Here is a 20,028-nt window from a genome sequence, read left to right as displayed (position 1 = left end):
TTTCCCTGCTCAAGAAAACCCTGTCTCCGGACTCCAGGATGATGTCGTAGGAACGGACTTAACTTGGAAAGAACCTTTCGCGTTCTAAAGAAGGCCGCCAAGGCGTTAGAGCGACAATTCATCTCTGAAAATTCCAGTCAAATTTCAGTTCTTTCACAACATCCTGATCGACCAAGACGTTTGCTTTTCTCTTGAGTTCCAGGGTGTAGCGGTTCCAGTAGGATTCCCTTGCTTCCCGGATTTCAGGGGTTATCACTCCGCTTTTGTCCGGTTTCAGGAGTTGCCCGGCCTCTTCTGCTTCTTTGATCACAGCTTTGTACAGTTTGTCGCACATGGTGATCCGGAAGGCGTTGTACCACTCGTATTCCTCCCAGTACTCGGTTTCGGAAAGCCTCCATTCCTTGATCATCAGATCCACTCCCGCGCGGTACTCCGGGTTTGTCTGGTATTCTTTCTTTTCCCAGGCCAGGTATGCGTCGACTTCTTCTGGAGTGTGAAGCATTTTTCTCTTTAGGGCTTCGTTCAGGAGAACTTTTTCTTCAAACAGAACGTTAACGGCGCGTTTTTCAAGTACAGGGCCGGAAGATGCAGCTAAGCCTTTTCTGAACTCCAGTTCGCCAACTGTAAGAGGCACTGCCTCAATCCAAGCAGCGACCTGGTCAGTTGGCTGTTCTATATTCTTCAGGCTCTGGACAGCTCTTTTGAGCAGATCCTTGTGGTACCAGCTGGAATCCCTTTTAATAAATCGTAACAATGTTTTTCCAAAAGCGAAAGGGTTCCCGGAGGAAGCATTCTAGGCCAGTGCAAGCCGTTGCTCCAGATTTGTCCACTCTGACTGGCCTTTACAGTATTGTTTGTATCAAGGAGATAAACATAGTAAAGATTAACCATGCCATTTCCTACTGAAGGAGGCCAAATCCCATCTGCCGGAATTTTGTAGGCATGTACGTCTTGATTAGCTACCGCTTTATAGGCATTATTACCTCCGGTAATTGCTAAAGCATAGTAACTAACATGATAGTTAAATGTCTTCCATCCCCAATCAAAAGAATAAGCATTATGACTAAAACGATTGTAGCCACTTATTTCCTCGGCTGCCTGCGCGCTTATATTTACGCAAAAAGAAGCTGCTAAAAATATGAACACGGTCGAAAAACATAAGAAAACTACTTTTAAACTTTTTTCCATTTTAATCCCCCACCTTTTCTTTTTTCGTTTTAGCTTGCCTGCCAAGCTTCCTTTATCCTTCAAGAATATCCGTTATCCCTTTTCCGGCAGTTTCGGCTGATACCAGTGGAACCAGCAAGTAGTGCTTACTCCAGTTGCCGCTACGAGCAGGAGCAGTTGAATATACCCTAGAAATTAGACACCAATTTGTCGGGCAGAGTAAATCACCGTGTACTGAACGTTACATACGGGGATAGAAGAGGAGGGGCCAGCAACCCCCTCCTTACCGATTTTTCTCATTTTCTTTATAGCCTTCCCAGAATTTTTCAATAATTAAGATTCCCCATGCGTAAGCAAATACCAATATTCCGGCAATCATTAGGGGGTCGGTTTTAATATAAACATGGATTTTTGGACTCATAAAGAGGATGATGCCTACCACCAACAGGTCAACGATTCTGGCTTTATTTTTTTGTGAAGTAAAAGCTTGACGGAAATAGTAGACAAACCAGCTAATAACAATAGGCTTAAAAGAATCTGATAATCCATCTTCTCACCTTAGTTGCGATATAAGCCCATTGAATTAAAGACAATTTTTCTCTGGGTGCCATCGAATTCTTTAGAGTAAAAATCAGCCATGGTAGCGGAGACAACAGCACCTGCATTAGTTTCGGTTTCAAACATAAATGAATACCTATGCCCCGCATATAGATAAAACTGTTCTGTGGAAGTTACACGCTGGTTATCAAAATATCCGGAAGTGGGATTGAAAATGGTTCTTGTTATGGTTTGACCATTAGTAGTATCGGCAACTTTGACTCTTACCGCCAACGAACTCCCGCTCCAAATGCTTCCTGTAACGTTGAAATCAGTTATAATGGAATAGTTTCCAGTTGTAGATGGAATATAATAGTCATATCCCCATGCCTTTGCCCAAAATGAACCATATATTTCTGCTCTTGAGCCATTATAGATAGTTCCTATTGAGGGCCAATAGGCATTACTCCAACCAACTCCCGAGCCCCCTTTTGATTGGCTCCTATAAGGAAACCACGTCCAATACTTTATCTGGGTAGCGGCCGGAGAAACTGTACCGGGAGCATCAGAAGAAATCGGGAAAGCTTTTGCCCTTTGGAGTATTTCTTGTAAAGCCTTATCTTCTGCTTCGGCTTTTTGTTGGTCAGCAATTGCTTTATTTTTATTAAATTCTTTAATGCCTTCGTCTAACGGCAAGACGTTATCAGCATTATTTTGCAGTAGAATATCCCAGGGGCTTAGATTATCTCTACTAGACGAAACATTGTGAGAATAGGCAACCGGGACAGCTAATGATAAAAGTAAACAAACAACCACAAGAATTGAAATACTTTTTTTATGGCTTCTACCTCCCTCTAAGTTTTGCAAGCGCCTATATTTATTTAGCAACCTAAAGGGTTTATGCATCGAACTAGCTTATCTCACTGAAATTCGTTGCCAAAGTCTACCTTCTTGCTGCGGCCTCTTTTCCGTAAGGCTTTACTCTATTATCCACCACCTCCTCTGACCAAAACTCCAGGTGGCCTTCCTTTACTAAGTCGAGCGTTAGGCTAAAATAAAGCTATCTGCACCCTTGCCTGCAAAGGAAGAGCACTCACCTCCAATGAAAAGTTGGTTGATGGCCTACTGGTTCACCGGAGATCGCTCTTTTTATGACCCTGAAGAAAATTATCGATCATCCTTTTTCCGGCACTTTCGGCTGATACCAGTGGAACCAGCAAGTGGTGCTTGCTCCCGTCGCTGCTACGAGCAGGAGCAGCGCCGAAGCAAATCGCAGAAGATTTGTCTTAAGCGGTTTGAACATGCTACTTGACGGCAGGAAATATGATTTTGTGGTGGTGCACTCCTCGGTACTGGAGGCGAAAAAGGAAAAAACACTGAAGCAGCGCATTGCCAAGCAAAAAGAAGAACTGAAAAAGTTTGCGAAAGAACTGGCCCGGCAAAGGTTTGCCTGTATACCCGATGCTGAAGCAGCCCTCAAAAGTCTGCAGGAAAAGGCCGAAGCAATGGGATTTGCAACTCAGGGCGAAATAAAACTTGAAGAAAAGCGTTCCTATTCCGGCAAGGGCCGCCCCCGGAAGGGGGAACAACCGGAAGTCTTTGTTACTTACCGGTGTCAATGGCAAATTGGAGAGATGAAACAGGAGTGTTATGAGCATCTACGCCAAAAAGAGTCAACCTTTGTCCTGATTACCAATGTCAAGGACAAGCAAAATTGGGATGACCGCAGGATTCTCCAGGAGTACAAAAACCAGAATTCGATAGAGACCAGGTTCCGGTTCTTGAAGAGCCCGGTCTACCTCGGCCCTGTCTACCTGGAAAAACCCAACCGCGTCCAGGCGCTCGGTTATGTTTTTATCCTGGTGCTTCTAATTGCTTCCTACCTGGAGTACCGGGTACGCAAGAGTTTGAAAAAGAACAAGCAATATGTGCTGCTGCCGGGCAAGAAGAAGACCGACCGGCCTTCAATCAAGACTATTATGGAGATCTTAAGCCTTATCGTGGTGGTTATCGTCAACGGGAAACGCTATTTCCCCCGTAATCAAAATGAGCAGGCTTTAAACATGGTGAGGTGGGCCGGATATGAGCCTGTGGATGTCTACCTTAAGCCACTGCCCTGGTATCCAGGGGCGTGATAAATGAGTTTTTAATTGTCTACGATAAAATAATAGGAAATGGAATATTCTGACACGCGGAATATCGAATATAATATTCGCAGGACGTATTTTTGCATAAGAGTATTTCAACCGGTCAATCGTGTGAGCACTGAAAAGCCTTTCAATAGTATCATTCTTTACAATCATCATTACATGGGAATTTGGAATTACGATAACACCACCCGCGGCGGCACTTTCCTAGGTTGATGACTAAAACAAGCGATGGTTTATAGCTCAAGAGATAGCAGGGTTAGACCTTCGAATGTGCTGCGTAACGTTGGAGAAAGGCCGGGAGCCGCTACAATTCCACCTTTCGGATCGAGACAGGAGCGAACGTAGTCCTTTACCCGGGGCAACACCCCCTTGGCCCGATTGGGAGCGAAGGTCCTAAAAACCTCTAAGGTCTTGTAAGTGGAATAGAGGTCAGGAAAAGGAGCGCTCGATGCATGGCGAAATCCTCCCCCTTCATCCTTCACACTTAACGTAGTAGCTACGGAAGGAGCCTGACGCAACTTATCGGGAGGTAGGCCCAGCGCCCTGGTTATCTGGGCAATCCAGAAAGCATTGTTTAGTTCATCGCCGTTCAGGTGCTCCGGTCGGAGCATGAGGGAGGTGATTTTCGTCTGCAATGACTTTTTTATTTTGATCTGCAACAATGCGGCAGCACCCGTTAGATGCCCAAGGTCGCGAAAGTCAGCCACGGAACCCTCATCGACAGCACAGTACAAGGCCTCTTTGATCCAGGAACTCACTCGACCGGATACCATAAACGGTTGGTCCAGAAGTTCCCGCGAAGCGAGGATATAGTATATTTCTGCAGCAGACTTACGCACCGATTTTGGGTCAGGTGGAGAAGCAGTCAGCTGCTCTAACCGCACCTGCAGAAATTTTGCCACCAAGGATTCTTTGGGCACCTTTATGTTGAGAAGGCGGCTGACTGCCAGACCATAATAGGTATCTAAGATATCTGGCCGGGACGGCCCAGTTGTATACCAACTATCGCCGCGAAACCGTTGAGCCGCTTTGCGGGCAGCGGTTGGTTCAGGGGGGATTCCGGCGACCAGCAAGAGGAGTTTCTGAACCTTAAAGGTGTATTGAGGTTCTAACCCTTGATCAGGCTGAATAGAAAACCCTCCGTCAATACCACGCTTTGATGTGATTTCTTGTATTAACATCAAGGGGAGAGTCAACCGCGAGCCGACTGCCTGATGAAGTTCGGCTAACTGGAGAAGAACTTCGATTGAGAAAGGATCATTTCCGATCTGCTCCAGAGTTTTGGTTGTCCATTCGGCAACAAAAGCGCGTGCTTGAGAACGATCAAAAGGTACGTGCAGTCGATAGGCAGCCAGTATCAATGGTCCACCTTGCTTCATAAGAGCTGTCTTCGAATCCGGTGCAGCCGTCCACTCGGAGTTCAGAAGAGTCTGCAGCGCCCGGCGGGTGGGGGAAAGTGCCTCTTCTGGCGCGTTTAAGAAAACAAGCAGATTGGCTGCCACCTGAGTGGCATCAAGTTCCGGGGCTGTTCCCTCATCCCAACTGTAGAGTCCGTTGGTATGTCGGAGTTTTAGCAACTCTCTCAAGCAAACCGCCTTATCTACAGTCTTTCCCAGGCTCGTCCGAAGCAGGTAGTATAAATATAAATTATGGAGCTTTGGATAACCATCGGATACGGTAAACTCCTGCTGCACCAGTTGATCGAGCCATGGGTCGAGAAGGGCTAGAACGTCAGGACTGACTGTTTCGTTTGCCTGGTGCAACAACGCGGCCGTCCAAGCTGAGGCGTAAAGCTTCTCTTTGGTCACTTGACCGATTGGAACCACGGGCGGTTCTGCGTAACCTGCTTCCCCTGACCCGCAAACCCAGGCCGAGTCTACCAACCTACCTGTAGCCCGGCGCCACTCCAGCGGCAGATCAGCGGAGATCACTTTTATCAAAGGACCAGTAACGGTTGCTTTGTCGGATTGCCATAGCGCACAACCGGAAAGAAGTACCACCAGTAAAAGCAATACGTATACCAATCGTTTTCTGAACATGGCGTTTACTTAATATGTTTATTTTTGGCTTCCTGGGGCGCGGCAAATAGAAGAGGCTTCCAATCGCCCTCCGCGACCACTTGGGGTTTCCCGGAAGCCAGAGAGATAACAATGTAGCGCCCCTGCGAGTCGGAAGGGTCAACAACGGTGACCATGAAACGGTCATTCCCTAGAGGTGTGATAACAGGAGGAGCAGGAATTTCTACTGCGGCTGAGGTATCAGATTGAGGGATGGGCCGGAATGCCAAAACGATAGCGATCAAGAAGAGGGCAAGGACACCTAAGAAAAGTAACCATCGTTCATTCATGACTGTATTCCTCCTAATCTTAAATTATCCTTAACGAATACACACTTAAAGACCTGATCCCGACCAGAGGTCGGGATCAGGTCACGAGTAACCATCAGCTTATAGCCAAGTGCTGTCGTAGGCGTTGATGGTATAGAACGATGTGCCGAACTTGTAGTCTCCCGTCGCATCGTGGGAAGCCCAAAGATCATAGCCATCGAAGGTAATTCCATAGTAATAGTGGTCGATTCTCCAATTATTATAAACGGTTCCTGTCCAAGTGGCCGTCTTTGATGTAGAGCCGCCACTGATGGACCACCCGGAACCAGCGCCGATAGAAACGCTTACGCCTTTGAAGGTCAATTTATCGCTCAGCTTAACCCGATCAGCGTTGTATGGGGTAGTGCCCCACCAGTGGGTGTGAGAGTCACCATCAACAGAGCCGTGGCAACACAAGTTGTAGGTAAGGTTATCATCGAATTCGGAATCGATAGAGGAAGATGATCCCCCAGGCGGGGTGATTGTTTTACTGTTGTAACCAGAAAGTGTCGCGGTATAAAGGACACTCACATCACCTGCGGTCTTAGATTTTGTAAATGGGTTGAGTTTTCCATATTCAGCTTCATAAGATTCCTTGTCGACCATTACGCCAGGAGCGGTGTAAACGGCATCGTATTGATCTCTGCTGATCAACTGTGGTCCCTTAACTTCTGTGCTGGCACTAGCCGGCATTTCCAGGTCGGTATCGGCGGCACCCGCCAACGGCAGACCCACGGTAAAGGTGGCGAGGATGCTCACCGTGAAGAGGGAAACCATCCATAGACTGATCTTTTTTCTAAGGAATTTTTTCATTTTTTCACTCTCCTTTCAATTTCAATTTTCTTAAGGGTTCATACAGTTGTCGGGAAGATGCTGTTCTCTTACTCCATTTCCCTCCCCTCCCTTAGTGAGTAATTTAGTTTCCAGTGAGAATTGTGAACGGCAGCTGTCAAGGATTAATTATGCCAATTAAAACAATTTTAGTACACATTTGGTAAACATACGGTACACTTTCTAGTTGTGTCCATTATTACGGTGTAAAATTGGCTGGGCTTGAAGTAGGAGAGCCACCCTTCCCCATAAGCGAATCGCGGAAGATTTCTCGTAAGCGGTTTAAACACGCCTCTCACCCCCTGGAAATCGGCGCTGAAGATCCCTTTAGACGCGGAAAGACTTATTCCTGCCTGATCTTCCCAAACGGGTCAAAAGGCGGCACAAACGGGTTATAATAGTGCACGAACGGGCTTTGCCTGTGTCTACGGAAACAGCGCAGGCCGCACCCCAAGGAACGGCAGCGGGTGGAGGAGGCCAAGTGCGGTACCATTCAACGAATCACCGCATAACTCACCAGGCCTTTAACCCCAAGCAGGCGTTCCGGTTGTCCCCCTTGTAGCGGCACTTGATAAATGCTTACACTTGCAGCAGACTGGTGTGGTGAAGAAAACACGAGATTAGGGTCTTTATCGAGGAAATAGATTTTCCCCTCCCGGTCGCACAGCGGCCAGTAGGAGTTTAAGTCGGGTGGAATGTGCCGGAGATGTGTGAGCCGCCCGGTTTTCAGTTCCAGAAGGACTAGCTTAGCCCGGAATGGGTCGGGCACATCCGGACCCTTGTACTGACTTCCTTCCCCCAGGAACTCACGATAATCCGGCTTGCCCTGAGAAAAGAGAAAGTGCTTCCCGTCCGGCGTAAAGCATCCGGGGGAAGTGTACAGTTGGGTAGTGCTCATAAGATCCCGCTTCTGGCCGGTTTCAGGGTCGAGGGTGACAAGCCATTCCACACGGGGGTCGGCCGGGCTGGTCGTCCCCACCACGATCTTTTTGCCGTCGGGAGTCCAGGCGACGGAGGTGATGATCCGGTAAGCCACGTCTGGCGCAGCCGGATTGGTGAAAGGCGGGAGCATTTCCTTTTCGCGCCCACTCGAGAGGTCAAGCACGACGAGTGCTGTCCCTTCGCCTTTCTCATCCTTTTTCCCGGAAGCTACCTGCCGTCCATCCGGGGAGAGGGCGGGCCAGTGAAACACCCCGTCTTTGAGACGGCGCAAAATAAATGCAGGTGCTTTTTCAGAGGAACGAGGCGCGCTGCTTTCCTCCGCCGGCTGCACCAGGTAAAGCGCCTTTTTGGTGGCAACGAGAAATTCCTCCTCCTCAGGGTGAGCACTGAGGTAAGTAACGCGCTCTGGAAGCCGCCTGCGGAAAACCTCTTTCTGCGTCTGGTAATCGACAAGGATGACTTCCTGCTGTTCAGCCCCGCAATAGGCCACATGTTTTCCCGCCCAGGCGAAAAACCGCCGCGGGAAAAGGAGGTACTCTTGCTTTGCCTCTCCTCCGGAGGGTGTGAACTTAAATAGCATTACTTCTCTGCCCCGGCTGTCGCGCAGCCGCCCGGTCCAGACTTCCTTGTCTTGCTCCTGAGTAACCGATACGTAGCCAAGCAACGGCGAGTAATCGTTTGCTTCTTTCAAAGCACCTAAAGTGCCGTTGCAGCCGGTGAGATCCCCGAGCATCACTATGACAAAAGAGGGAGCAAGGGCCAAGAATAAGATGGATATTATTCTTCTTGCCATTTCATTATCCCTTCCTTTCCCAGGGCATAAAATACGAGGAAGAGGAGCCCCTGTTCCTCCTTCCCCCCTCACAGACGACGCAAGCAATCTTACACGTAATCTAGGGATCAAGCAAATATTTGTAACGGTATGGACCGTAAGAACTCTCAACCGAAGATTTAGAACGTGCAGTGTGCGCTACTCGGTCGTAGGCGTTGAGTTTAGTGCTCTCGTACAACACATAGTTCCCGTTGGCATCCCGGTAATGGAAGATCATTACATGATCTGCGTTGCAAAGAATGTCACCCTGCTTGAGTTCCGCAAAATTGTTTAGCCGAACGGAAATATCTGAACTCATCAATCCGTAAGTGTTCCGTTTTGAAGAAAGTCCCCAGCACCTGCTCACATATCCAGAGCAATCAACTCCTGCCGTCTTTTGCTTATAATTGCCCGTTGTATCGATATTCCCTGCTGCCCAGTTACTGCTGAGCTCACTGTCGAAGCCACTTAAGGAGCTAAACCCTCCCCAACAGTAGGGAACAAACTGGTAGTATCTGTTATATCCCTGGTTGATATATCTTGGTCTTTGCCAAGGTTTCTCCGCGTAGGTCCCTTCGTAGTTGTACCGGTTGCAGTACCACTGCTTAGCATGATAAGCACTTGCCGTCGACATTATTTGGGACCTGCTTATGCTCGTTGGAGTAACACCTTTTGTTTCTTCCTCACGAATAGCAGGAGTTACCTGCTTTTCTTGCAACAGGCGTGGAATTTCCTTCAGGGAAGACCAGGAAGCAACCATGACTACGGAAATCCCATCTGCAGAGGGATCTAAGAGATAGACGTTGCCGTCTGCGTCGATGGTCACATCTTTGTTAGGGTAGGCGTATCTTACTGGCGAAAAGGTCACAAGTTGCTCTACATTTCCCGTTTGGTCATTTAGCCCAACGATAAGATCAGTCTCGTCCGTCGTAATTCTGAAAAACCATGTGGTTCCTGCTTTTCCTAAACAATTAAACGCGCTCATTGAATCGGCGAGCCAGTCGGGAAACTTAAACATTTTATTGAGGTTGAGCATAGAAACAGAAACTCCAGTTTCCTTTGCAGACCCACATAAACGCTCGACTTGCCACAATGTACCATCTGGTGCCATCGTTCCTCTGTTACTGGTAATGACTGTTAAGTCACCAGAAGGATCAGGCCTTAGTACCAGCGTTTCCATTGCGTCCGGGCCAGAACGAACCACATATACCTCTCCTTGCTCGGTAACCCCGAAACCAGCCACGGGTTCAATTTCAACATTTCCCAATCGATTTACAATAACCTTTCCGTCGACCAGCACAATTACCGCTTCTGCACTTACATCTAATAAGTATATTTTCCCAGCTGCATCGACCGCGAGGCTATATGCCCAAAACTCCTCGGGAAAAGATATTTTCTCCACGAACTGCCCAGTATCTTTGTTGTATTTAAGTACCCGATGGTGCGCGTTGTCGAGAACATATATATTGCTTCCCTGTACTTCAAAGGCGTTGGGGCCTTCAGGATATCCTCTTCCCAGAGCATCCGTATAACCGATTCCCTCCTCGGAAACAGGAATTCGGACGAGAGTTTTGAAAAATGACTTTTCCGCCTGCGATACATTTGCATAACCCACTGTAGCAGGCACCGCCAGCAGCGCTACAGCCAGCACCGCCACCAAGACCGCCCGCCACCGGGCACCAAGTCTCGCCATAGCATGGATACCTCCTTAAAAAATTTTTCCATTAACCTTCCGCCGTGAAGAGAACCACCTCAAAGCTCAGCCTTATCATCCATCACCTCCACTGACTCAAAACTTCCTGCTGCCACCTTTTACCACAGCATAACCTGGCCGCGCTCCGGCGTAAATACCACAAAAATGGTATTTTTTATTCGCCTTTGATCAGCGGCTGAGTTTGGCGAGCAATTCGCGTAGGTTGCTCACGCCGAGCTTTTGGTAGATGTTTCGACGGTGGGTCCTGGCCGTCCCGATGCTCAAGTAAAGCCTTTTGGCAATCTCTACGTCGTCCAGCCACTCAAGTATCAGCTTTAAAACCTCCCGTTCCCGTGGTGTGAGCTTTGCGGCCGCCTCCGGCGGGATACGGAGTGGTGCTAACGCGATGGAATCAGTTTGCTGGCGCTGCGTCAGCTCCACTAGCAAAAGCTCCCGCTCTATCAAGGCCACCAGCGTTTGCAAAAGCGCCGCGGCCAGGCCCAGTTCCTTCTCGGCGTGCATTGATATGTCGAGGTAGCCTGAGATTTTGCCGTTTGGGTCCTTCACCGGGCTGGCGACGCACCACCAGTCCTTGAAGAGCTGGCAGTAGTGCTGCTCGCCGCGTATGGCAACAAGGCGCTGGTGCTCCCGCGCCAGGGCCAGGGCGTTCGTCCCGCAGCTTTCCTCGGTGAAGACGGTGCCGGGCCTAACCCCGACCTCTTCAGCCGCAGCCAAAACCTCCGGAGCGGCGAAGATTTTGAGGGCTACGAGTTCCGGATCGCAGAGGATATAGATATATTCTCGCTGCAGACCGGCACGGCATACGGGGGTGATCACCCCTTCGGCAACGGCGATAAACGAGGCGCCGGCTTTCAGGCACGGCCCAAGCTCGGTTTCTGACAGGATCCGCCGGGGCTTTATAAGGTCGGGCGGCACCTTCAGGGAGTAACAGCGGGCGTAAGACTGCGCCAACTCAGCCGGCGGGCAGAGATCGAGGTGGCAATCTCCTGCCCTCGCTCCCGGTTTGGGCGAAAAAGGCAAGGCAAACTTCACCTCCCCCTGGTACAAGACCGGCTAACTTGAAAGTTTTGGCGCATCCCGGCGTGGGCTTGGGAGACATAGTTAGCACAGTTATTAAAGAGTAAGTCTACCTTCCTGCCACGAAACTCCTTTCTCCAAGCTTTGTCCTATTATCCAGCACCTGCCGGAAATCGGTGCTGAAGTTCCCTTTAGACGCGGAAAGACTTATTCCTGCCTGATCTTCCCAAACTGGTCAAAAGGCGGCACAAACGGGTTATAATAGTGCACGAACGGGCTTTGCCCGTGTCTATAAAAAAATAACCGTTGTAACAACGGTCACCGTTAGGAATCCTCAACGGGAAAACTGGGAGATGAGGCTGCCATCTGTCTCTCCCCACTGCCTGCAGGAAGGCCATTTATTATGAGCTTACTCTGGAAAACGCCCTGGACAAACTGGTGCATTATCCCGTGGATCTCCGTGTTTTATTTTAAACGAGGCACCTCTTTCCTCTTATTAGTACAGCGTGCTCCGTTATGGGATACGTATTGTCGAAAAGGACGAAGACCCCCAGGTTACCTTTCAGGAGCGAATCCTATCGATGGATTACGATTTTGCTCCCCCCAGGAAGCGCTACCTGGAGGAGACCCTGGAAGCGTGAAATATGACCACCATGAGCGCGGCGCGGCCACCGGCAACGAAACCGCCCCAAAGGGCACCGGGAGTGTTACAGTCCCTATTAACAAGGATGGTGATGCTAAGGCCGTCAGGAATCCCCCAGGAAGGCCGTAAAACGAGTCGGTCACATGTAGGTTCTACCCCTGCATGTGACCTCAACAAGTATCGATAGCTTGAGGGTCGCCCCAAAAGTCAACCTGGCTGACAATCCGGCAAACAAAAGATGCGCCACCTACACGGCCTCAAGGAAAGGGAATGCCGCTCTCGAGAGCGTATTTTGGGTAGGGAGTATGCAATTTATTAAATTCCTGGTTTCCGGCTAATCAAAGCAAGGGACATTTTCACTGCATTCCGAACTGCACTAAGCTGAGACTGGTCGGATTTGAGATAATCTTCACTGCTTCCTCGCTTTATTTTAGCCGTCTCTTCGGCTATTTTGCAGACCTGTTCCTTGGCCCACATCCAGGATGCTAGCTGCTCTTCTGTTAACTGTTTATCTTCTTTTATCAACACGATTAAGGGTTTTACATAAGAGTTGCGAAAACACTTCATTGCCTGATAAATAGCAGGCAATTCCGAGAAACCGGCATTCCAAAATTCTCTGGTAACGATTTGCACGCGGTCCTGGGGAGAAGTATTGTGCTCAAGTTCTGAAATTGTATCCAGCCTGGCAAAGATTAAAAATTGTTCAAGTTTAGCGTCTACTGTATACAGCCTTGTCAGACTAATCTCTTGCCAACCTGTTTGTTTCAATTCCTCACAAATATCGTTCAGTCCCAGGTATAACCTCACGACATCTTTGTCCAAATCATTGCGTAGGGTGCTTCTCCACAGCTCATTTAAACGATTGTACTTCGTGTTGTATAATGAACCAAAACATGAAAAACATGCACCTATTAGCACCATAGAAACTAGCGCACAATAAATTATGGTCTTGTGTCGGATTATAACCCCTCCCTTGCCACTCTTGGGTTTAGTTCTAGAATTCTCTGCTCGGCTACATTCGGGTAGTGTCAATACTTTTGTGTAAAAATTTTATGAAATGACGTCCCTCTAATATTTATAATTTGGAAAAAGTGGCTTAAGATTTCATTGAATTACCGCTAAAGCCAAAATCTGCTAACCACCACCCTTTTACTTAATTAAAAGGAATAACCAATATCCGTAACAAAGGCATCTCTTGCGCCCTAAACCGCTACCCTGGAGACCACCGGCCCGGGAATAAGGGACGGGAAAGCAGCTGGCTCCACCTCAAATATCCGATGTTTGTAATTTAAGCAACAGCCTTGCTCGCCTTGACAAATCCGTCAATCCTTTTCTTTGCCCAGGTCTGGTTGAGCTCACAAGATATGGCGTAGATACAACGTAAGCAGCAATCCTCGCTGGGCAGGCTGTCCATTTGGCGGGTACGCCGCCGGAATTCCTTGAAAGTCCGTTCAATTGTATTGGTGGAGCGTAACAGTTTCCATAAGGGCTTGGGCTGGGTGTAAAAGCTTAAAACCGCCGCCAAATCCTTTTCCAGGCAACTAACGGCCGAAGGGGCCACCTTTTCCCATGTTTCCTTCCAGGTGCGGAAGCGCTCTTCAGCTTCCTCTAAGGAACCGGCGTAAAAGATGCGCTTTGCATGGGCCAGGCAGTCTTTTTGGATTTTGCGGGGTAGTTTTACAGCTACGTTTCTTAATTTGTGCACGACACACCTTTGCACCCGGGCCCTCGGGAAGGCCTCAGCAAAGGCTTGCTCGAGACCTGGCAGACCGTCCATGATCCCTAAGACGAGGCTTTCCCCTTTTAAACCCCGCCTTTTTAGATCCTTGAAAAACTCCCTCCAGGAGGAAGCACTTTCTCTATCTCCCAGTTGCACCCCCAGGATCTTCCGGTAGCCGTCGGCGGTGATGCCGATGGCCACGAGAAGAGACTCTTTACTCACAGCGAAGCGTTTTACCGGCAGGTTTAAACCGTCTAACAATAGGCTGCTCCAGCCAGGCACGCATCTCCTGGGTGAGTTGTTTGTTGATCCGGGAGATGGTACCGGGAGAATAACCCTTGCCGAATAGTTCTTTGGTGACCTTTTTCATCTTGCGGGTGCTGATCCCGCCGATGAAGAGGTCAATGAATCTGTCTATCGATTTTTTCTTCCCGGCGTTTATAGCGGGAAAGAACCCTTGATTCAAATTCCCCGTTTCTGTCCCTGGCCACCTGGATGTCTTCAATTAGGCCAAAGCGGGTCAAAAGATCCCTTTCGTAATATCCGTTGCGGTAATTGTCCCGTCTTTCCTCACCTCTTTGGTATTGCTCATAACCTAGGAAATTGGTCAGCTCTTGTTTTACCGCCTGTTCTACGGCGTGCTTGATAAAACCCCGGATGTCGATAAAAATTTCTTGCCCCCATTTTTCATTGATCTGGACAGATTGCATTTCTTCTGGTAGACTAATCTTCAAGGTGTACCCTCCTTTAGTTATTTTTAGGAGATGTTTGTCTATATTAGAGGGTACGCCATTTTTATTGGTGATCCTTTTTACACAATTAATTTTACGCTACCGCCTACCCCTTGCACAAAACATGAAATATATCAACTTAAGAGCCCTCACAATTTGTCTGTCCTGGAAATTGAACTTTTCCCGGTATCAACAATAAACTGACTGTATCTGATCCCAAAAAAGGTATAGGCATCAACCGTAACTTCATATGCACATTTTAATTTATAAAATCTGACACTACCAGGTGTCTCATCTGGCGGCAAATATATTAACGACTCTCCTGGTTTTCTCGTTATGTTTGTTACTTTAAACCGAAAAGCCACCAAAGGCTCAAGCGAACCCCCAATTAACTGGCGAACTTGTAACACGGCATATTCTGTAACAACTTTCTCCTCGGATGATAGCCCTGGGAGTTTTTCTTGGATGAACAAAAACGGGGCGGCAAAGCCTCCAGCCCCGATTATCAGCACGAAAAGCAAAACTATTATCAATCTGTTCATTTTCAACATTTCAAACCTAATACCTCCAGTTTTTTTCTCCAGGTAAAGAAATTTGCCATGCAGGAACAATGAATTCCCAATCATCACCGAAACTGCACCAGACACTTTTACATGACGAAGGATAACGGTGCCCTAGCTGTGCGACAAGTTTTCCGGTATCAGATGACGAATTTCCATTAGAAGTGATAATTGAGCTACAATACCAGCTATTTGTTGAGATATTAACTGCGGAAGCAGAACCTATAGTATAAGCTTTCTCTCCATCTGGATCGCCTAATCTTGTATCAAGGTAAGGATCTGGGAGGTTTGAGGACCAATAATCCACCCAGGGAAACTGACCCGGCCATGAATCAGTTGGGTCAAGATATGCTTTTCCATCATAGTAATACGTGAAAAAATCGTGTTCATACGTAGAATTTGAAGTAAAGCCAGATTTGTCATCCCATCTTAACCATTGGCAAACCGTTCTTCTTGTATCAGAGTATTGTCCAGTCAAGCAGGTTCCTTCCTCAGGCACCCAGGTCTCAGCCGTAGCTGTTACGGCATAAGACGTTGAAGATTGTTTTAAAGACGGGTCATCCTTCTCATTTAACGGTATCAATCTAATGTTTTCAACGGGTAACCTCTGTGTTAACATTGAAACTGAATGTTGAGGTCCTCTCACCATAACGCCAGTTATTGTCATGATACCTTTCTCCGATGAACCCTCTGTTTGGTCTTGAACAGCTAGAGCAAGGTCTCGTTTCACTTGCTCTAACAATGCAGCTCCTTCCGTAGTACATAATTTTTCGTTAAGCATACGCGCTCACAGGACTTCAAGTGAAAATTTATTAAGGTCTTACGATTATCTAGAAATTTTTTTGTTATGGTACTTGTATTATCGCTGCTTTGCACTTTTTGAAAATCGGTGAACGGAGGTTGACTGCCAATAACATAGGTGCTGTAAAGACCAACTACTTGTAAGCCAGAAGCTCTAGCTTCTGACAAAACTTTATCAATTGCTACCCCCTGACGAAAAGAAACTTCTGCTACAATATCTTTCTCAGTTGTAATGGCAACAGCAACACCGGCAATTGCTGGTATTGCCAGCACAACCACAGCCAGTGTGACTGCGACAACCCGTTGCCAGGACTTCCTGAGGATCTTAATCATTTTCAATCCCTCCAAATTTTATTTTTCCTTTAAGATGGTAAAAAGTATCCAAGCACACTAAAACAAAAATTAAATAAAACAAAATATCTGTGGTGAGACACGGCCAACAGATGATGCGCTTTATTTGGACTGCCATCAGAAAAGACGCAACGGCGGCTGAAATGCCTGAAATGCCCAGGCTCACGTATTGAAATCCCCGCACTTTTTGAGAAAGGTAGTAACTGATGGCGATAACCAATGACCCACCTAATGCGAGAATTGCCAATGTAAGCTCGTTAACCGGTAAACCGAGGGTGGCAAAGCCACAGGATGAGCAAGTGGTTTTCCTTTTGAGCCAGATAACATAGAGCGAGAAAATGACGGTTACAGCTATTACAAAGGTCAATAGTTTTTTCATCATAATACCCCCAATACCCGGGCTATTTGCCAGCTACAGAAGCCACTCTTTAGAGAAGAATTACCTTTCCTCTTTTTGACCTTTCTTTACAAAGGTGGAGTAACAGGCTAAGATAAATATGCCTGCGCCTTTGCTCTGCAAAGGGAATGTATTCGCCCCTTCTGAATGATGGTCAACGATCTGCCGGTTCACCGGGGGCTGTTCATTGAATAACCCCTAAATAGAATATCGGTTATCCCTTTTCCGGCACTTTCGGCTGATACCAGTGAAACCAGCAAGTGGTGCTTGCTCCCGTTGCGGCTACGAGCAGGAACAAGGCTGATGCGAACCGCAGGAGATTTGTCTTGACTGTTTTGAACATGTTCTCACCTCCCGGAAAATTGGTATTGCAAAACACTTTAGACTTTGCTAACTGTTTTCCTGCCTGGTTTTCCCAAACGGAGCATATCGCTACACAACCGGATGATTTTGTTGCATGAACGGATTTTAAACAAAAATAACCGTTGAACTAATGGTTATGATCTGCAAAATAACTTGTCGCGGGTTTTTTTGTTTTAGTACTGGCACTACTCCATTCCAAGTCTCTTGAGCAAATCCTTCTCTCGCTCCCGGCTTAATAAAACCCTGTCACCTGAGTGCAGAATAATCACATATGTTTGACCTGAAGGAATAATTTCCCTGATCTTTTCTAAATTAACGAGATATCCCTTGTGGCACCGGAAGAAAAGCAGGGGATCGAGCTGCCGTTCCAGTTCGCCCAATCTGCCAGGTACAAGGTGTTCTCCTCTCTCTGTTTTAATGAGAATTTTGTGCCGGCGGCTTTCAATAAAAAGAATTTCTTCCGGGTGAATCACCAGTTTGTGCTTATCCGATTTGATTAAGATAACTTCTTTATGCTGGGTTTGGTTTTTACGAACTTTATCTCTCAAGCGCCGGATCGTCTTCCTGATCCTTTTTTCATCAAAGGGCTTTAATATGTAATCAAACGAATAGAGTTCAAATGCCTCCAGTGTGTAGTCGGGATAGGCAGTGGCGAAAACAAAGTACAGCCCCGGCCGCATTTCCGCCAGCTCCCTGGCTGCTTCCACTCCATTCATTCCCGGCATATCAATATCCAGAAACACCACATCAGGCCGGTAGATCTCCACCTGCCTGATGGTCTCCTTACCGTCCCCGGCGATGGAAACCACTTCGACCCCGGGCACCTCTTCGATGACCTTCTTTAAGTACGCTGCGGTTGCCGGGTCGTCATCGGCTATCAGGACCTTCAAGCCCACCACTGTCACCACCTTGATCCCTAAAACTCAACATGCCGTCAACCCACCTGATGAACCGGTATCCCCAGGGGGTGAGGGTAAAGGCCTGGCAGAGCATACCGGCAAGCACTGGCAGCCCATACTTCTGCTCGTCTTTGAGAATTGCCAGCAGAATCACCACGCCCGCGAAAATCTCTGTAACCATGAAAGACAGCTTCTTGCCTCTGACTTTTTCCTTTTCTGTCAGCGGCTTGTTTTCCGTTTCCCCGGGGGCGTACTTCCAGATGACCCCGGGAACCGCTATAAAAGTAATTATCGTTAACAAAATAAACCCTCGCCAGGCGATAACGTAATTCAGCCATTTTACCAGCCAGCCCATCAGTAAAAAGAAGACCGTCCCTCCGATCAGGCAGCGGTAATAGGCTTGGCAGTGCTCACCCCCGGATACCAGGCGCAGGATCCCTGCGGTTAAAACCAGGATCAGGGTCTCCCGGAATATCCCGAAGAGGGAGGCCAACGCCATGATCAGGGCAAACTCCAGCGCCGAACCCAGCAGCAGCTCCAGGCCGAAGGTCAACATTTTCTCTTTTTGCCTCTCGAGGCCCAACTCGCGGGCGATGTATCCTGCAGCCCTTTCCGCCAGTCTGTGGATGGTCGGCATGCTATCACCTCCTCTGTTGTTTAGGGAAAAGCACTGTGAACTTCGTCCCCCGGTCCTTGAAGCTGCTCACCAGGATTTTCCCTCTGTTTTTCTCGACCACTGATCTGACAGAAGTAAGGCCGAATCCTCTATCGCCGGACCTGGTGGAAAAGCCCGGCTCGAATATCTTGTCCCTGAGTTCCTTTTCAATAAAACCCGGATTGGCGGTCTGAAAGACAAAAAATTTGCCGGTCTCGAATATTCTCAGAGCAACCGTCCTTTTATCCGCATTTAAAGACTCGACGGCCTCGAAGGCATTATCCACCAGATTTCCGACTACCGTGTTCAAATCGGTGGCTTTAACCCGGAGCATGTTCAGGTTTGCATCAACTTCGATCGTGAAGGAGATGTTCTTTAATGAGGCGACGCCCATTTTTACCAGCAACAGAGCCGCCAGTTCCGGGATATTCACCCGCAGGATCTCCCCGGATATCCGCACATCATGATAAAGGTTCTCGATATAACTCTGCGCTTTCTCGATTTTGCCGGTCTTCAACAAAGCGTAAACGACCTGCAGGTGATTGACGAAATCATGCCTCTGGGCCCTTGTCACCCGGACGAGTTCCTGCAAATGCCCGATATAAAGCTCCTGAACCTTTACGATTTTCTCCTGTCTTTCCAGCAAAAACAGCTTCCTTAACATAACAAGCAAAACCGGAACCATGCTAAAAATAACAACATTGATGACGACCACCGCCAGTTCCGGAGAAACCACACGACCGCTTTCCACCAGGCGTTGGAAGTAAAAACCCAGAGTTACCAGGACTACGGCTGAAAGCAAAATTACAAAGATGGTAAATAAGTTATTCCTGTTTTTCATCACCCTTCAACCGCTCCAGATTCTTCAGCTCCCGAATATCGAAAAGCGCCAGGTTATAATGCCTTAAAATAAAAATCACAACTGTCAAAAAAGCGAACTCGGGAAGCGGGAACAACAGCCGCAGCAGGGGATCCTCAAGGGCCTGTCGGACGGCGATCCCGCTAACGGCGGAGATCAGCAAATTAAACACCGTTTCCGTCAGCGCCAACACGACCAGACTCAAAAGAGAGGCCAGTGCCGCATCCAGCAGATTCAGGCTGCAGCAGCAGGCCGTTAAGACGATCAGCACAGGCAGCTGGAGGAAAACATTGATTCCGGGGGGCAGTGGCAGGCCGCGGACCAGGAAGGATACCAGCGATTCAAGGGAAGCAATGACCAGGACGCTTTTCAGCTTTGGCTTGAATCCGAGCAAGGTCAAACCTAAAGAAATAAGGATGGCGGTTTCCGGAATAGACTGAAAAATTATCAGATATAAAGGCATCCTGTCCATCAGCAACGCCTCTTCCCTACCGGTAAGCCTTCTATCTAGTGGA

Annotated in this window: 23 protein-coding genes and 1 pseudogene; 1 reads left to right on the top strand and 23 read right to left on the bottom strand. The window is 48.0% G+C overall.

The window, feature by feature from the left end; all coding sequences use genetic code 11:
• Nucleotides 1-118: 118 nt before the first annotated feature.
• From TPH_RS08750 to TPH_RS15995, 5 genes are all read right to left on the bottom strand, one after another.
• The gene (locus TPH_RS08750) at nucleotides 119-634 is read right to left on the bottom strand and encodes a hypothetical protein (protein WP_015050840.1); all 516 of its coding nucleotides are present in this window, start codon (nucleotides 632-634) and stop codon (nucleotides 119-121) included.
• A 47-nt stretch (nucleotides 635-681) separates the two neighbouring features.
• Nucleotides 682-1,251 carry a hypothetical protein gene (locus TPH_RS15150; protein WP_148275892.1) on the bottom strand — a complete coding sequence of 190 codons (570 nt, stop codon included), beginning with the start codon at nucleotides 1,249-1,251 and terminating at the stop codon, nucleotides 682-684.
• Nucleotides 1,252-1,260: 9 nt separating this feature from the next.
• On the bottom strand, nucleotides 1,261-1,338 hold the full coding sequence (locus TPH_RS14805; RefSeq protein ID WP_236608871.1) for a cyclic lactone autoinducer peptide: 78 nt from the start codon (nucleotides 1,336-1,338) through the stop codon (nucleotides 1,261-1,263).
• 387 nt (nucleotides 1,339-1,725) lie between these two features.
• On the bottom strand, nucleotides 1,726-2,571 hold the full coding sequence (locus tag TPH_RS08745; RefSeq protein WP_148275891.1) for a hypothetical protein: 846 nt from the start codon (nucleotides 2,569-2,571) through the stop codon (nucleotides 1,726-1,728).
• A 307-nt stretch (nucleotides 2,572-2,878) separates the two neighbouring features.
• Complete coding sequence (locus TPH_RS15995) at nucleotides 2,879-2,956, bottom strand: cyclic lactone autoinducer peptide (RefSeq protein WP_236608870.1); 78 nt, start codon at nucleotides 2,954-2,956, stop codon at nucleotides 2,879-2,881.
• Between TPH_RS15995 and TPH_RS08740 the strand changes: the two genes are divergently transcribed.
• Nucleotides 2,925-3,839 (top strand): IS1634 family transposase, encoded by a 915-nt coding sequence (locus tag TPH_RS08740; protein ID WP_015050837.1) that lies wholly within the window; start codon nucleotides 2,925-2,927, stop codon nucleotides 3,837-3,839. The two genes, TPH_RS15995 and TPH_RS08740, sit on opposite strands and share 32 nt — an antisense overlap.
• Nucleotides 3,840-4,087: 248 nt before the next feature.
• Here TPH_RS08740 and TPH_RS08735 read toward each other — a convergent pair whose 3' ends face one another.
• The 18 genes and pseudogenes from TPH_RS08735 to TPH_RS08660 form a co-directional block, all read right to left on the bottom strand.
• Entirely contained in the window at nucleotides 4,088-5,893 is a 1,806-nt protein-coding gene (locus TPH_RS08735) for a hypothetical protein (RefSeq protein WP_015050836.1), read from the bottom strand.
• A 5-nt stretch (nucleotides 5,894-5,898) separates the two neighbouring features.
• Nucleotides 5,899-6,201, bottom strand: coding sequence for a hypothetical protein (locus TPH_RS08730; protein ID WP_015050835.1), 303 nt, complete (start codon nucleotides 6,199-6,201; stop codon nucleotides 5,899-5,901).
• 99 nt (nucleotides 6,202-6,300) lie between these two features.
• Nucleotides 6,301-7,032: a hypothetical protein gene (locus TPH_RS08725; RefSeq protein WP_015050834.1), complete on the bottom strand. Its 732-nt coding sequence runs from the start codon at nucleotides 7,030-7,032 to the stop codon at nucleotides 6,301-6,303.
• A gap of 511 nt (nucleotides 7,033-7,543) precedes the next feature.
• Nucleotides 7,544-8,785 (bottom strand): hypothetical protein, encoded by a 1,242-nt coding sequence (locus tag TPH_RS08720; protein ID WP_015050833.1) that lies wholly within the window; start codon nucleotides 8,783-8,785, stop codon nucleotides 7,544-7,546.
• Nucleotides 8,786-8,885: 100 nt separating this feature from the next.
• Complete coding sequence (locus tag TPH_RS08715) at nucleotides 8,886-10,496, bottom strand: NHL repeat-containing protein (protein ID WP_015050832.1); 1,611 nt, start codon at nucleotides 10,494-10,496, stop codon at nucleotides 8,886-8,888.
• 189 nt (nucleotides 10,497-10,685) lie between these two features.
• Nucleotides 10,686-11,549 (bottom strand): LuxR family transcriptional regulator, encoded by an 864-nt coding sequence (locus TPH_RS08710; protein WP_236608775.1) that lies wholly within the window; start codon nucleotides 11,547-11,549, stop codon nucleotides 10,686-10,688.
• Nucleotides 11,550-12,492: 943 nt separating this feature from the next.
• Nucleotides 12,493-12,945, bottom strand: a complete 453-nt coding sequence (locus TPH_RS08705) for a hypothetical protein (RefSeq protein ID WP_148275890.1) — start codon at nucleotides 12,943-12,945, stop codon at nucleotides 12,493-12,495.
• 520 nt (nucleotides 12,946-13,465) lie between these two features.
• Nucleotides 13,466-14,267, bottom strand: a pseudogene (locus tag TPH_RS15990) (IS256 family transposase).
• A gap of 31 nt (nucleotides 14,268-14,298) precedes the next feature.
• Nucleotides 14,299-14,631 carry a transposase gene (locus TPH_RS16200; protein ID WP_015050828.1) on the bottom strand — a complete coding sequence of 111 codons (333 nt, stop codon included), beginning with the start codon at nucleotides 14,629-14,631 and terminating at the stop codon, nucleotides 14,299-14,301.
• A gap of 146 nt (nucleotides 14,632-14,777) precedes the next feature.
• A complete protein-coding gene (locus tag TPH_RS08690) occupies nucleotides 14,778-15,179 on the bottom strand; it encodes a hypothetical protein (RefSeq protein WP_148275889.1) in 402 nt (133 codons plus the stop codon).
• Nucleotides 15,180-15,186: 7 nt separating this feature from the next.
• Entirely contained in the window at nucleotides 15,187-15,930 is a 744-nt protein-coding gene (locus TPH_RS15145; protein WP_015050826.1) for a hypothetical protein, read from the bottom strand.
• On the bottom strand, nucleotides 15,924-16,322 hold the full coding sequence (locus TPH_RS08685) for a hypothetical protein (RefSeq protein ID WP_015050825.1): 399 nt from the start codon (nucleotides 16,320-16,322) through the stop codon (nucleotides 15,924-15,926). The genes TPH_RS15145 and TPH_RS08685 overlap by 7 nt, the downstream gene beginning before the upstream one ends.
• Nucleotides 16,315-16,722: a hypothetical protein gene (locus TPH_RS08680; RefSeq protein WP_201764437.1), complete on the bottom strand. Its 408-nt coding sequence runs from the start codon at nucleotides 16,720-16,722 to the stop codon at nucleotides 16,315-16,317. The genes TPH_RS08685 and TPH_RS08680 overlap by 8 nt, the downstream gene beginning before the upstream one ends.
• 229 nt (nucleotides 16,723-16,951) lie before the next feature.
• Nucleotides 16,952-17,080: a cyclic lactone autoinducer peptide gene (locus tag TPH_RS14790; protein WP_015050823.1), complete on the bottom strand. Its 129-nt coding sequence runs from the start codon at nucleotides 17,078-17,080 to the stop codon at nucleotides 16,952-16,954.
• A gap of 205 nt (nucleotides 17,081-17,285) precedes the next feature.
• On the bottom strand, nucleotides 17,286-17,996 hold the full coding sequence (locus tag TPH_RS08675; RefSeq protein ID WP_148275875.1) for a LytR/AlgR family response regulator transcription factor: 711 nt from the start codon (nucleotides 17,994-17,996) through the stop codon (nucleotides 17,286-17,288).
• A complete protein-coding gene (locus TPH_RS08670) occupies nucleotides 17,968-18,636 on the bottom strand; it encodes an accessory gene regulator ArgB-like protein (protein WP_015050822.1) in 669 nt (222 codons plus the stop codon). The genes TPH_RS08675 and TPH_RS08670 overlap by 29 nt, the downstream gene beginning before the upstream one ends.
• 4 nt (nucleotides 18,637-18,640) lie before the next feature.
• Complete coding sequence (locus TPH_RS08665) at nucleotides 18,641-19,495, bottom strand: sensor histidine kinase (protein WP_148275991.1); 855 nt, start codon at nucleotides 19,493-19,495, stop codon at nucleotides 18,641-18,643.
• Nucleotides 19,479-19,985, bottom strand: a complete 507-nt coding sequence (locus TPH_RS08660; protein ID WP_015050820.1) for a hypothetical protein — start codon at nucleotides 19,983-19,985, stop codon at nucleotides 19,479-19,481. Before TPH_RS08660 ends, TPH_RS08665 begins: the two co-directional genes overlap by 17 nt.
• Nucleotides 19,986-20,028 lie beyond the last annotated feature (43 nt).

The sequence above is a fragment of the Thermacetogenium phaeum DSM 12270 genome (assembly GCF_000305935.1).
Taxonomy (GTDB): Bacteria; Bacillota; DSM-12270; order Thermacetogeniales; family Thermacetogeniaceae; genus Thermacetogenium; species Thermacetogenium phaeum.
Note: the sequence above shows the minus strand (reverse complement) of the source record. Positions and strands in the feature narration are given on the sequence as shown.